General features: G+C 65.1%; 11 protein-coding genes. 7 read left to right on the top strand and 4 right to left on the bottom strand.

All coding sequences use genetic code 11. The annotated features are described in order from the left end of the window. Both CS1BSM3_RS11740 and CS1BSM3_RS11735 read right to left on the bottom strand, forming a co-directional pair. Window positions 1-780: an alpha/beta fold hydrolase gene (locus tag CS1BSM3_RS11740; protein WP_072387275.1), complete on the bottom strand. Its 780-nt coding sequence runs from the start codon at window positions 778-780 to the stop codon at window positions 1-3. A 46-nt stretch (window positions 781-826) separates the two neighbouring features. After that, entirely contained in the window at window positions 827-2125 is a 1299-nt protein-coding gene (locus tag CS1BSM3_RS11735; RefSeq protein WP_072387274.1) for an LLM class flavin-dependent oxidoreductase, read from the bottom strand. Between the two features lie 407 nt (window positions 2126-2532). On the opposite strand from CS1BSM3_RS11735, the gene hyfB reads away from it, so the two are divergent. The 6 genes from hyfB to CS1BSM3_RS11705 are packed head-to-tail and all read left to right on the top strand — an operon-like array spanning window position 2533 to window position 9677. Next, entirely contained in the window at window positions 2533-4542 is a 2010-nt protein-coding gene (hyfB, locus tag CS1BSM3_RS11730) for a hydrogenase 4 subunit B (RefSeq protein WP_072387273.1), read from the top strand. Next, window positions 4533-5486, top strand: coding sequence for a respiratory chain complex I subunit 1 family protein (locus CS1BSM3_RS11725; protein ID WP_072387272.1), 954 nt, complete (start codon window positions 4533-4535; stop codon window positions 5484-5486). The genes hyfB and CS1BSM3_RS11725 overlap by 10 nt, the downstream gene beginning before the upstream one ends. Continuing rightward, window positions 5486-6148, top strand: a complete 663-nt coding sequence (locus tag CS1BSM3_RS11720) for a hydrogenase-4 component E (RefSeq protein WP_072387271.1) — start codon at window positions 5486-5488, stop codon at window positions 6146-6148. The genes CS1BSM3_RS11725 and CS1BSM3_RS11720 overlap by 1 nt, the downstream gene beginning before the upstream one ends. Next, complete coding sequence (locus tag CS1BSM3_RS11715) at window positions 6145-7608, top strand: hydrogenase 4 subunit F (protein ID WP_072387270.1); 1464 nt, start codon at window positions 6145-6147, stop codon at window positions 7606-7608. The genes CS1BSM3_RS11720 and CS1BSM3_RS11715 overlap by 4 nt, the downstream gene beginning before the upstream one ends. A 14-nt stretch (window positions 7609-7622) precedes the next feature. After that, a complete protein-coding gene (locus CS1BSM3_RS11710; RefSeq protein WP_072387269.1) occupies window positions 7623-9146 on the top strand; it encodes a hydrogenase large subunit in 1524 nt (507 codons plus the stop codon). 9 nt (window positions 9147-9155) lie between these two features. Continuing rightward, on the top strand, window positions 9156-9677 hold the full coding sequence (locus CS1BSM3_RS11705; RefSeq protein ID WP_072387268.1) for an NADH-quinone oxidoreductase subunit B family protein: 522 nt from the start codon (window positions 9156-9158) through the stop codon (window positions 9675-9677). A gap of 10 nt (window positions 9678-9687) precedes the next feature. Here the strand turns inward: CS1BSM3_RS11705 and CS1BSM3_RS11700 are convergent, their stop codons facing one another. Then, window positions 9688-10293 (bottom strand): AAA family ATPase, encoded by a 606-nt coding sequence (locus tag CS1BSM3_RS11700; protein ID WP_210188770.1) that lies wholly within the window; start codon window positions 10291-10293, stop codon window positions 9688-9690. Beyond that, complete coding sequence (locus CS1BSM3_RS11695; protein WP_072387267.1) at window positions 10224-11567, bottom strand: LLM class flavin-dependent oxidoreductase; 1344 nt, start codon at window positions 11565-11567, stop codon at window positions 10224-10226. Before CS1BSM3_RS11695 ends, CS1BSM3_RS11700 begins: the two co-directional genes overlap by 70 nt. A gap of 416 nt (window positions 11568-11983) precedes the next feature. On the opposite strand from CS1BSM3_RS11695, the gene infC reads away from it, so the two are divergent. Beyond that, entirely contained in the window at window positions 11984-12511 is a 528-nt protein-coding gene (gene infC, locus CS1BSM3_RS11690; protein WP_072387266.1) for a translation initiation factor IF-3, read from the top strand. The last annotated feature ends 136 nt before the right edge of the window (window positions 12512-12647 follow it).

Genomic DNA, 12647 nt, shown 5'->3' with positions numbered 1-12647 from the left:
CTAGCTCACATGCGCGAGTACCGCCTTGGCCACCGCGTCAGGCTGATCGAGCTCGGCGAGGTGGCCAGCGTCGGCAATCGTCGTGATCTTCGCGCCGCCGGGGATCGCCGTTGCAATCTTGTCGGCGTACGAGTGTGGCATGACGCGGTCGGCCTCGCCCCAGATCAGCAGTGTTGGTGCGGTGATCAGCGGCAGCCGCCGTTCGAGCTTGCTGTTGCCGAGCGGCCAGAAGATGCGGGCCGCTGCCTCTGCCGCGCGCGTCTGCTCGATGGGCCATTCCACTGAGTTGGCGCCCGCCGGTATGGCCTTCAGCTCCTTGTAGGCCTCGGGTTTGGCGCACAGCAGGGCCGGCACGTCGTCGGCGCGCTGTGCCCACACATCTGTCGCTGGATCATTCTCATCGAAGAGGCCGAACGGCGCGATCATCGCAATGCGTCGCACGCTTTGCGGCCAGAGCGCTGCGATCTCCGCGACGAACGAGCCGCCGACCGAGCTGCCCGCGAGGTCCGCGCCATCGAGCCCTGCCTTAGTCAGCAGCGTGCGCACGGCGACGAGCCAGTCGAGATGCGTATCGAGGATGTTGTGGCCGGTTGCGCCCGGAAAGCCCGGCAGGGACGGCACGATCACCGTGCGGCTCTCGGCGAGGCGGTCGAGGAACGGGATCCAGCGCGGCAGGCCGCCGAAACCGGCAAGAAAGGCGATCTTCGGGCCACTGCCCTTGGTCCACACGCGGCAGGGATGGCCATTGACATCGACGGTGGTGGTCGTGGGCTCGCTCAATGGACGCTCTCCCCTGATCGTTGATTTGCTGTAGTCCGTGCGTCGCTTACTCGGCAGCAGCCGGCGACGATCCGGCGAAGGCCGGCAGTGCCGCGCGCTCTGCGACTCTCAGTGGCTTTGGCCACCACTTGTTTTCCCACTCGGAGAAGAGCGGCTTCAAGCGCGGCATGACCTTCTCGGCAAAGAGGCGGGGATTGTACTTGGTCACGTCCTTGGACATGCTGCCGAACTGCATGAGCAGCATGAGCTGACCGACATTGAGTGTCTTGGCGAGCTCCATGAGCTGGTCGGTCACATCGTCCGGTGAGCCGACGATGACATAGCCATTATCGACAATGCCCTTCATATCGCGGGCGAGGGACTGCATCTTCATGGCTGATGGTTGCTGCGCAGAAGGCCCGGCCTTCGACGCTTCCGCCGCCATCTTCACCTGGCTCTCGAGGCCCACACGCTGCGTCGCCTCGGTCGTGTAGCCGGGCGGCGAGGCAAAGCGCGGATCGACATGCAGGCAGCGCCCGTAGAAGTACTCGGCCGGCTCCGTGTAGAGGTCCATGGCCTGCTGACGGCTCTCGGCGACGCCGACGACCTGCGCGAAGCCGGCGCGATAGGGATTGCGGTCCTTGCCGAGCCGGTCCATCTCGGCCCAGAACCCCTTCATGACCGTCTGGGCCATCTTGTAGCCGTAGTAGGAGAGGTAGCAGAACACGTAGTCGCGCTCTGCCGCCCATCTCCATGTCTCAACCGAGCCAGCGCCGGGAATCCAGATCGGCGGATGCGGCTCCTGGATGGGCCGCGGCCAGATATTGACGTAGCGCTGCTGGTTGAAGCGGCCGTTGAAGGCGAACGTGTCCTTCTCCTGCCAGGCGCGCATCACGAGGTCGTGGGCCTCGTTGTAGCGCTCGCGCAGCATGGAGGGGTTCTGGCCATAGGCGTAGGTCGTATCCATCGGCGTGCCGACGGGGAAACCTGCGATCAGCCGGCCGCCGGAAATGCAGTCGATCATCGCGAACTCTTCCGCGACGCGCGTCGGCGGATTGTAGAGCGCGAGGCTGTTGCCCATGACACAGATGGCGGTATCAGTCGTGCGCCGTGCTAGTGCGGTGGCGATCAGGTTCGGCGAGGGCATGAGGCCGTAGCCGTTCGAGTGATGCTCGTTGCAGCAGATGGCGTCGTAGCCGCACTCGGCCGCGTACTCGAGCTCATCGAGGAAGTCGTTGTACATGTGATGGGCGCGCTTGGGGTCGAAGAGCGAGGAATGGATGTCGACCCACACCGACGGATGCTTCTCCTTGAAGTCGTCCGGCAGCTCCGTATAGGGCATCAGGTGGAACCAGAGCATCTTCATATGGCGCGCTCCCTGCTGGCGGTGTTTTGCCGCTCGTGTTCATTCTCGCTTGTTGCCGAAAGATTGTGGGAAGTCCGCGCACGGCGCAAGTCCCGTCGGCGCGGCCCGATGTGATGGCTGCCCTGCGCTCGATCGGCTCGGCTGCCCGGGCAAAAAGGCGCAGCAATGACGGTTGCTTTATGCGGCCGGTTATGCAGACTTTGACCGACGCAACGAATATTGTCCGCCCGCAGCGTCTTGTCTTTTGATGCGGGACCGGCTGTCATCCGAACGCGCCACCAAGCCACCATGGATTGAGGCTCCGGCATCTCGCGGAGCGGGCATCCTGCTGGCTGTGCGGTGAGGATGGAGAGGACGTTGCCAGTGCATTTCTGCATCGCTTCGTGGGTGCAGGGGGGCGACTACACATGGCTGTTTCGGCCACTCTTGCGGCCATAGCCGTCCTGCTCGGGACGGCAACGCTGGCGATTGCCGCCCACCGTCGCCCATCGGCGACGGCGCTGATCTATGGCATTTGTCTCGCGGTGAGCCTTCTGCTGCTCGCGCTGGCAGGGACGAGCCTGCTCGGCCGCCAGCCGGCCCAGCATCTGACGTTGCCCATTGGCCTCCCCTGGCTCGGCGCGCGTTTCCGCATCGACGCGCTCACGGCCTTCTTCCAGATCGTCATCAATCTCGGCGCCGCCGCGGCGAGCCTCTACGCGCTCGGCTATGGCCGGCATGAGGAAGCGCCCGGGCGCGTGCTGCCGTTCTATCCGGTGTTTCTGGCCGGCATGAACCTCGTGCTCGTGGCCGACGACGCCTTTACCTTCCTTGTCGCCTGGGAGTTCATGTCGCTTTCCTCCTGGGCGCTCGTGCTCGCGCACCACCATGACCGCGAGAACGCGAGGGCGGGCTACATCTATATTCTCATGGCGAGCTTCGGGACGTTCGCGCTGCTGTTGGCCTTCGGGCTGCTCGCAGGTCCGAGCGGTCAGTACGCTTTCGGCGACATCCGCGGCATGACGCACGCCGGTTGGCTCGAAGGGCTCGTGCTCGTGCTGGCGCTGGTCGGTGCCGGCTCGAAGGCCGGCCTCGTGCCGCTGCACGTGTGGCTGCCGCTCGCGCATCCGGCGGCGCCGAGCCACGTCTCCGCGCTCATGAGCGGCGTGATGACCAAGGTCGCGATCTACGGGTTCATCCGCATTGTCTTCGACCTGCTCGGGCCGCCGAGCTGGTGGTGGAGCCTTCCGGTTCTGGGACTGGCGAGCAGCACGGCTGTGCTCGGCGTTCTCTATGCGCTCATGCAGCGCGACTTGAAGCGCCTTCTCGCCTACAGCACAGTCGAGAACGTCGGCATCGTGTTTATCGGCCTCGGTCTCGCGCTGGCCTTCATGGCCAACAACATGGCCGGGCCGGCCGCGCTCGCATTCACGGCGGCGCTCTTCCATGCCTTCAACCATTCGCTCTTCAAGAGCCTCATGTTCTTCGGCGCTGGCGCCGTGCTCACCGCGACGGGCGCGCGCGACATCGAGAAGCTCGGCGGGCTCATTCTGAGGATGCCGCAGACAGCCTTCGTGTTCCTCGGCGGCGTGCTCGCCATCTCCGCGCTGCCGCCGCTCAACGGCTTCGTCTCGGAGTGGCTGATGTTCCAGGCCGTGCTGCTGAGCCCGGACCTGCCGCAATGGGGGCTGAAGCTCTCCGTGCCGGCCGTCGGCGCCATGCTGGCCCTTGCGGCAGCACTGTCGGCAGCCTGTTTCGTGCGCGCTTTCGGCATTGCCTTCCTTGGCCGGCCGCGCACGCCAGAGGCCGCTAAGGCTGCCGAGGTCGATACCGCCTCGCGTGCCAGCATGTTCGTGCTGCTCGCTCTATGTCTGATTGCCGGCGTGCTTCCCGGCCTGCTGATCGACGCGATCGCGCCGACTGTTGCCGGCCAGATCGGCCAGAGCATGCCGGCCCAGTCCACCATTCCCGGGTGGTCGATCGTGCCCATTGCCGAGAGCCGCAGCTCCTACAACGGCCTCCTTGTCTTCATCTTCATCACGGTGTCGACGCTCGTCGCCATCCAGTTCATCCATCGCTTTGCGAGTGACGCGCTGCGGCGCGCACCCGCCTGGGATTGTGGTTTCCCGAACAGCGATCCGGCGACGCAGTACACGGCCGACAGTTTCGCTCAGCCCGTTCGCCGCGTCTTCGGCGAGAATGTGCTCATGGCGCGCGACACGGTGGACATGCCGCCGCCCGGTGATCCGCGCCCGGCGCGTCTCACCGTCACCGTGCGCGATCCGATTTGGGAAGTGGCCTATGCGCCGCTCAGCAGCTTCATCTCCTATGCGGCCGAGCAGCTCAATCACCTGCAGTTCCTGACGATCCGCCGCTACCTGAGCCTCGTCTTCGCCGCACTTATCATCCTGCTCCTGGGGGGCGCCATATGGTCCTGATCCTCGATCTCGCCGTGCAGGGCGTGCAGATGCTGGCCGTGCTCGCGCTGGCGCCGCTGCTGCTCGGCTTTACGCGCAAGGTCAAGGCGCGGCTCCTGCGCCGCCAAGGCCCTCCGCTGCTGCAGCCCTACCGCGATCTCCTTCGCCTGTCCCGCAAGGAAGTCGTGCTCGCCGAGAATGCCTCGTGGCTGTTCCGCAGCGCGCCCTACATGATCTTCGCCGCGACCTGGGTGGCGGCTGCGCTCGTTCCCACATTCGCGACGGGCCTGCATTTCAGCTGGACAGCGGACCTGATCGCGATCGCCGCCCTGCTTGGGAGCGCGCGCGTCTTCCTCGCGCTCGTCGGCATGGATGTGGGCACGAGCTTCGGCGGTATTGGCTCGAGCCGCGAGATGATGTTCGCCTCGCTCGCCGAGCCGGCGATGATCATGATCGTCTTCGTCGTCGCGCTCGTGGCCGGCTCGACACAGCTCTCGCACATCGCGATCTTCATGCAGGAGCACGCGAGCCTGCGGGTTTCGCTCGGTCTGGCGCTCGTGGCGCTCGTCATTGTCGCGCTCGCGGAGAATGCCCGCATCCCGGTCGACAATCCGGCGACGCATCTCGAGCTGACTATGGTCCACGAGGCGATGGTTCTCGAGTATTCGGGCCGCCATCTTGCCGTCATCGAGCTTGCGGCAGCGCTCAAGCTGCTCCTCTACGTGTCGCTCGTCGGCTGCATTTTCTTTCCCTGGGGCATTGCGAGCGGGGAGCCGAGCCCTGCCGCCTATGCGCTCGGCGCCGTGACCTATCTCGCGAAGCTCGCGGCCGGAGGCTTTCTCCTGGTCGCCTTCGAGACATCGATCGCCAAGATGCGCGTCTTCCGCGTGCCGGAGTTCCTCGGCGCGGCGCTCATGCTCGGGCTGCTCGGCACGCTCCTGCTCTTCGTCTCGAGGACATTCTGATGGAACGCTTCTTCCTCGACGTTGCGCATCTGCTGGCCGGCGGCCTCGTGCTGACGAGCTTCATGCTGCTCTATCAGACGCGCATGTCGAGCCTCCTGGTAGTCTTCGCCCTTCAGGCTTTCGTGCTGACGCTGGCCGTGGGGTGGCAGGCGCACGTCCAGCACGCCCCGCATCTCTACATCACCGCGGCGATCGCGCTCATCCTCAAGGCAATCATCATTCCCTATGCGCTGAGCCGTGTCGTCGTGCGTCTCGGCATTCATCGCTCCATCGAGACTGTCGGCGGTATCAGCCTGACCATGCTCGCCGGCATGGGCTGCGTCGCGCTCTCCATGGTCGTGATGATGAAGGCGATGGCTGCTGCCGATCCGCTCACCCGCGAGGATCTGGCGTTTGCGCTCTCGGTGGTGCTGCTCGGGATGCTCATCATGGTGACGCGGCGCAATGCCGTGAGCCAGATCGTCGGCTTCATGTCGGTCGAAAACGGGCTCATCCTGGCGGCGGCCGGCGCGAAAGGCATGCCGCTGGTGGTCGAGATCAGCGTCGCCTTCTCGGTCCTCGTCGCGTTCATCGTCATCGGCGTCTTCTTGTTCCGCATCCGCGAGCGCTTCGACTCCGTGGAGCTGCAGGTGCTCGATGACTATCGCGGAGAGCGGCGATGATCGCGGTGCCGCCCTTTCCGCTGCCATTCGATCCGACGATGGCTGTCCTGTTGATCCCGCTGTTTGGCGTGGCTCTGCTTGCCGTGCTGCCCTTCTACCGGCTCGGCGCGCGGCTCAATGTTCTGCTCACGTTTGCGACGCTGCTCTCTGCGCTCTACCTCCTCGTCGAGCGGCCGCCGATGGGCCGTTATCTCTTCGTCGATGACCTCAATGTGGTCTTCATCGTGCTCGGCACGTTCGTCGGCTTCACGACGAGCGTGTTCAGTGCGAGCTACATCGGCCACGAGCTGGAGATCGGGCGCCTCACGCCGGCGAACCAGCGCTTCTATCACGCCATGTACCAGGCGCTGATGTTCTCGATGAACCTCGCGCTGCTGGCCAACAACATCGGCCTCATGTGGGTGGCGGTCGAGCTCGCAACCATGTCGACGGTGGTCATGGTCGGCATGTACCGCACGCACGCGGCGCTCGAAGCCGCGTGGAAATACTTCATCCTCGGCAGCGTCGGCATTGCGCTCGCGCTCTTCGGCACGATCCTCGTCTACATGGCCGCGCAGCCGGTCATCGGCGAGGGCTACGACTCCATGGTGTGGACGACGCTCGTTACCAAGGCGCATCTATTGAGCCCCGACCTGCTCAATGTCGCCTTCGTCTTCCTCATGCTCGGCTATGGCACAAAGGTGGGCCTTGCGCCGCTCCATGCCTGGCTGCCGGACGCGCACGCCGAAGGCCCGACGCCGATCTCGGCCGTGCTCTCGGGGCTCCTGCTCAATGTCGCGCTCTATGCCGTGCTGCGCTTCAAGATGCTGCTCAGCGCCAATCCTGGCGCCATCGCTCCAGGGCCGCTGATGGTGGTGCTTGGGCTCGTGTCGCTGATCTTCGCGGCGTTCATGCTGTACCGCCGTCGCGACATCAAGCGCATGTTTGCCTATTCCTCCATCGAGCACATGGGCATCATCACGTTCGCCTTCGGCATGGGCGGACCGCTGGCGAACTTTGCCGGGCTGCTGCACATGACCATGCACAGCCTGACCAAATCGGCGATCTTCTTCGCGGTCGGTCACATCGCGCAGGTCAAGGGCACGCAGCGCCTGGCAGAGATCCGCGGCCTGACGGAGAGCCACCCGGTACTCGGCTGGGGCCTGGTCATCGGTGTCGTCGCCATTGCGGGGCTGCCGCCGCTTGGTATCTTCATGAGCGAGTTCCTCGTGGTCAGCTCGACGTTCGCGCGCGAGCCGCTGCTGGCGGTGCCGCTGGTGTTCGGCCTGCTCGTGGCTTTCGGCGCGCTCATGCTGCGGTTGACGGAGGTCGCCTTCGGTGAGCCGACTGGCGGCATGGCGCCGGTCGAGGCCTCTTATGTGCCGCTCTACTCGCATCTGGCACTGGTCGTCGGGGCCGGCATCTATCTGCCGGGGCCGCTCGTTGTCTGGTTCCAGAACGTCGCGCGGCTGCTGGGTTGAGGGAGGCGCTGGACATGAGCTATCGAGCGACCCTTCTCGAACTCGGAACGCCGGTGGAGGCACATCGGCCATGGCCACGCGTCGTGGTCGATCGCGAGGTGTGGTGGCGCGCCGCCCTCGAAGTCGCGCAGGGACATGCGACACTGCTTGCGCTGTGGAGTGACGGTCGCGAGGTGCACATGGCCGTGCTCGACGAAGCAGCCGGCGAGGTCAGCATCGCGAGCCTCGCTTGCACGAACGGGCGCTTCCCGTCCGTCGGGCGGACGCATCCTCCGGCCGTGCGCTTCGAGCGCGCGATCGTCGATCTCTATGGGCTCATTGCCGAGGACGCGACCGATACGCGGCCCTGGCCAGATCATGGACGCTGGGGCGTGCGCCATCCGCTCGGGGCCGCGCAGGCGTGTGCTGCAGAGGGCCTGCCGTACACTTTCCTTCCGGCCGAGGGGCCGCCCTTGCACCAGATCCCGGTCGGGCCGGTGCACGCGGGTATCATCGAGCCGGGACACTTCCGCTTTCATGCCAATGGCGAGACGGTCGTGCGGCTCGAAGAGCGGCTCGGCTATGTGCACAAGGGCATCGAAGGCTTGATGCGCGGGGCGCCACTCGCGCGTGCCGTTCAACTCGCGGGGCGCGTATCGGGCGACAGCACGGTCGCCATTGCGCTCGCGTTCGCCCGCGCCGTCGAGGCGGCAGCCGGCGTCGAAGCGCCGCCGCGCGCGCAGATCTTGCGTGCGGTCATGGCCGAGCTGGAACGCGTCGCCAATCACCTGGGTGATTTCGGCGCCATCTGCAATGATGCTTCCTTCTCGCTGATCCATGCCCATTGCGGCGCGCTGCGCGAGCAGGTCCTCCGGTGCTCCAACGCGGCCTTTGGTCATCGCCTGATGATGGATCGCGTGGTGCCGGGCGGCGTCGCGCGCGATCTCGGTGAAGCAGGTGCGGCCAATATCAGAGCGCTCATCGCCTACATTCGTCAGCATTTGCCCGAGCTGGTGAGGATCTATGATCGTACGGCCTCACTGCAGGATCGCACGGTCACGACGGGTATTTTGAAGCCTGATCTGGCACGGCAGTACGGTGCCGGCGGTTATGTCGGCCGCGCCTCGGGCCGCGCGTTCGATACGCGCCGTGATGTCGTCTATCCGCCTTACGACATGCTGCGTTTCGACGTGCCGGCGCGAACCGCGGGCGATGTCGATGCTCGTGTCTGGATCCGCATCGAGGAGATCACGCAAAGTCTCTCGATCATCGAGCAGTGCCTGGAGAAGCTGCCGGAAGGAGCGATCGCCATCTCGGTGGAGAGCGCGATTGCCGATGCAGCCGGAAAGGAAGCAACGATGCTCGTCGAGGGATTCCGCGGGGATGTACTCGCCTGGGTCCGGCTCGGTGCGGGTGGCACGATCGCCAACGCCTACATTCGCGATCCCTCATGGCTGCAGTGGCCGCTGCTCGAGGCTGCGATCGAAGGCAACATCGTCGCGGACTTCCCCATCTGCAACAAGTCGTTCAACTGCTCCTACTCGGGGCACGATCTCTGAGGCTGCCTCATGCGCCGACTGCTCATCGAGGGATTGCTGAAGACGCCACTCACCGAGGCACGGCCCGGCGATGACGACGCCATGCTCGCCGAGCTGGCCGAGCGGTTGCAGAAATCGGCCCGCCGTGTGCTCGGCCACAGCCTGTCGATCCGTCAGGTGGATGCCGGCTCGTGCAATGCCTGCGAGCTGGAGATCCACGCGCTCAGCAATGTCTACTACGACCTCGAGCGCTTCGGCCTGCGCTTCGTCGCGTCACCGCGACATGCGGATGTTCTGCTCGTCACGGGACCTGTGACCAAGAACATGCGCGAGGCGCTGGAGCGAACCTACAACGCCACGCCCAATCCGAAGTGGGTCGTGGCTGCGGGTGATTGCGCGTGCGGCAGCGGCTTCTTTGGCGGCTATGCCAATATCGGCAGTGTCGAGGCCGTGGTCCCGGTCGATCTGCACATCCGCGGGTGCCCTCCGACGCCGACGGCGCTGCTGCAGGGCTTGGTCGCGCTCATGGAGCGCGCGGCGGCAGCGACGTAGGGGGCGTACCTTAAACGCGTGTCCGTGGAGCGTACTCGGCGAGGTACTTGTCGATCTCCCGGCTGCTCCGGAACGTGACGACCTTTCCGCCATATTCCTCCAGCATCGCTGCAATTCGCGGGCGGAGTTTCCTCGGGTAGTTCCAGACGTACTGCAGGAATTCCCAGTCAAGGCGCTCCGGGCATCCATCCGCAAGGTCGGGACGCGTGCGCCCATAGCCGATTGCAACGCGCCGCATGACGCGCGTCAAATTCAGCCAGCGCGGCGTGTCCAGCAGAAAGGCCGTATCGGCGCGCTGGAGGCGCAGGCCGAGCGTCCGGCTGTAGTCGCCATCCATGATCCAGCGCGGCTGCTGCACCAGTTTCTCGACGGTCCGCTGCCATTCGTCGGGGGACGACTCGACCCAGCCGGGCTGCCAGAAGTGCTTATCGAGATGGACTAGCGGTAGCCCCGAGCGCTCGGCCAATCGCCTGGCAAACGTTGTTTTGCCAGCGCCGGGGCTGCCGAGTATGAGCACGCGCTCCATGATGCCACCGGCGCTCGCCTCTACTCCGCGGCCGCTGGTCGGAATGCCGGCAGCGCGGCGCGCGCGGACTTCTCCATGGGCTTCGGCCACCACTTGTCCTCCCACTCCGAGAACAAAGGCTTCAGCTTCGGCATGACCTGCTCGGCAAAGAGCTTCGTATTGTACTTCGTCAGCTCCTTGGACATGTTGCCGTACTGGAGAAGCAGCATGAAGTGCCCGACGTTGAGCGTCTTTGCGACGTATTCGAGCTGCTCCGCCACGTCCTTCGGCGAGCCGACGACGACATAGCCGCGCTCGACGATGTCCTCCATATTGCGCGCGACCATGTTGAAGCGCGTGCCGGCGGTGGTGCCCGTCGTGACGCCGGCGAGCTGGTCCTTGGGCTTGTTGTGGCCCGGCTGCGCACTCTCGCTTTGCGCGCGGGCAGCCTCTTCCGCGGCACGTTTTACCTGGCTTTCGAGGCCCGCGCGCATCGTCGCCTCGGTGTTGTAGCCGGGCGGGGAAGCAAAGCGCGGATCGACGTGCAGGCAGCGGCCGTAGAAGTACTCGGCGGCTTCCGCGTAGCGCTCCATGGCTTCGGAGCGGCTCTCGGCGACGCCGACGAACTGGAGGAAGCCCGCGCGGTAGGGATTGCGGTCCTTGCCGAGCCGATCCATCTCGCTCCAGAAGCCCTGCATCGTCGCCTGCCCGGCCTTGTAGCCGTAGTAGGAGAGATAGCAGTAGACGTAGTCCATCTCCGCGCACCACCGCCACGTCTCGACGGAGCCGCCACCGGGAATCCACACTGGCGGATGCGGCTGCTGCACGGGGCGCGGCCAGATGTTCACGTAACGCTGCTGATTGAAGCGACCGTTGAAGGCGAACGTGTCCTTCTCTTGCCAGGCGCGCATCACGAGATCGTGCGCTTCGAGATAGCGCTCGCGCAGCATCGAGGGGTTCTGACCGTAGGCGAAGGTCGTGTCCATGGGCGTGCCGACGGGAAAGCCGGCGATGAGGCGACCACCCGAGATGCAGTCGATCATCGCGAATTCTTCCGCGACGCGCGTCGGCGGATTGTAGAGCGCGAGGCTGTTGCCCATCACGCAGATCGCCGTGTCGGTCGTGCGTCGCGCGAGCGCCGTCGCGATCAAGTTCGGCGAGGGCATGAGGCCATAGCCGTTCGAGTGGTGCTCGTTGCAGCAGATGGCATCGAAGCCGCAGTCCGCCGCGAACTCCATCTCGTCCATGAAGTCGTTGTACATATGGTGGGCGCGCTTGGGGTCGAAGAGCGAGGAATGGATGTCGACCCACACCGAGGGATGCTTGTCCCGGAAGTCATCGGGGAGCTCGGTGTATGGCATGAGGTGGAACCACATCAGCTTCATGGGGGGCGCTCCATACGGGCTGGCTGTGCCGCTATCGGCGGTCCTGCGTCTCCTCGTCCGGCGGCATGGGCTGCCGCTCGTCTATGGTTGCCGGCGTTGGCCGGGTATGGCCTGAGCAGATGTCCGGACAGAGTGAGTTAATCATCCGCCGGAGACAAGTCCCGACTGCAAAAGTCGGCCTTTCCGCGCGGGCACGCAGGCGATGAAGCGCTCAGGGAGCGGCTGCCCTGCGGCTCATGCAACTGTCACCGTCGAAGTCCCTGCGCCCGCTTGACAGGCGTCGGAAAATCGCCCTTCTCTAGTGCCGTTTCTGCGTCGAGTTGTCGCCTGCGGCCGGGGTGACACGATATACTCGGGCAGGTTCCTCAAATTTTGATCGTTCGGCCAATTTCAGGAGATGCAACATACGCCGTCCAATGCGCGCAGGCCCGGAGCGCGAACCATCCGGCCCCAGAATCAATGATTCCATCCGCTCGCGAACAGTACGCCTGATCGATGCGGATGGGGAGAACATTGGCGTTGTCGAGACGCTCGATGCGCTCCGCAAGGCAGAGGAAGCCGGGCTCGACCTCGTCGAGGTGTCGCCCGACGCCGTACCCCCGGTCGCGAAGATCCTGGACTATGGCAAGTTCAAGTTCCAGGAGCAGAAGAAGCAGGCCGAGGCCCGCAAGAAGCAGAAAATCGTCGAGATCAAAGAGATCAAGATGCGTCCCAGCATCGATGATCACGACTACGACGTGAAGATGCGCGCCATCAAGCGCTTCTTCGAGGAAGGGGACAAGGTCAAGGTGACCCTGCGTTTCCGTGGCCGCGAGATGGCCCACCAGCAGCTCGGCATGGCCGTGCTCCAGCGGGTCAAGGCCGAGGTCCAGGAGATCAGCAAGGTCGAGTCTGAGCCGCGCCTCGAAGGCCGCCAGATGGTCATGGTGCTCGCGCCAAAATAGCGCCGAGCCGCCGCCCTCCCCGCCCCATCGGGCTCGGAGGGCATCAAGTGGCAGGCCGGGCGGCACCCGGATGGCGCCGCCGCCTGCCCGTGCGGTTGAAATTCCCTTGAAATCGTTCCATGAGTGGCGCCGCCGG

Origin of the sequence: Hyphomicrobium sp. CS1BSMeth3, from assembly GCF_900117415.1 — a bacterium.
Classification (GTDB): Bacteria; Pseudomonadota; Alphaproteobacteria; order Rhizobiales; family Hyphomicrobiaceae.
The sequence above is the reverse complement of the archived record's forward strand: the minus strand, read 5'-3'. Positions and strand labels throughout refer to the sequence as shown.

Excerpts from the sequence above, each read along its gene's own strand:
- CS1BSM3_RS11715 (WP_072387270.1), top strand. The coding sequence starts at position 6,145 with ATGATCGCGGTGCCGCCCTTTCCGCTGCCATTCGATCCGACGATGGCT.
- CS1BSM3_RS11720 (WP_072387271.1), top strand. The coding sequence starts at position 5,486 with ATGGAACGCTTCTTCCTCGACGTTGCGCATCTGCTGGCCGGCGGCCTC.
- infC (WP_072387266.1), top strand. The coding sequence starts at position 11,984 with ATGCGCGCAGGCCCGGAGCGCGAACCATCCGGCCCCAGAATCAATGAT.
- hyfB (WP_072387273.1), top strand. The coding sequence starts at position 2,533 with ATGGCTGTTTCGGCCACTCTTGCGGCCATAGCCGTCCTGCTCGGGACG.
- CS1BSM3_RS11710 (WP_072387269.1), top strand. The coding sequence starts at position 7,623 with ATGAGCTATCGAGCGACCCTTCTCGAACTCGGAACGCCGGTGGAGGCA.
- CS1BSM3_RS11705 (WP_072387268.1), top strand. The coding sequence starts at position 9,156 with ATGCGCCGACTGCTCATCGAGGGATTGCTGAAGACGCCACTCACCGAG.
- CS1BSM3_RS11695 (WP_072387267.1), bottom strand. The coding sequence starts at position 11,567 with ATGAAGCTGATGTGGTTCCACCTCATGCCATACACCGAGCTCCCCGAT.
- CS1BSM3_RS11735 (WP_072387274.1), bottom strand. The coding sequence starts at position 2,125 with ATGAAGATGCTCTGGTTCCACCTGATGCCCTATACGGAGCTGCCGGAC.
- CS1BSM3_RS11725 (WP_072387272.1), top strand. The coding sequence starts at position 4,533 with ATGGTCCTGATCCTCGATCTCGCCGTGCAGGGCGTGCAGATGCTGGCC.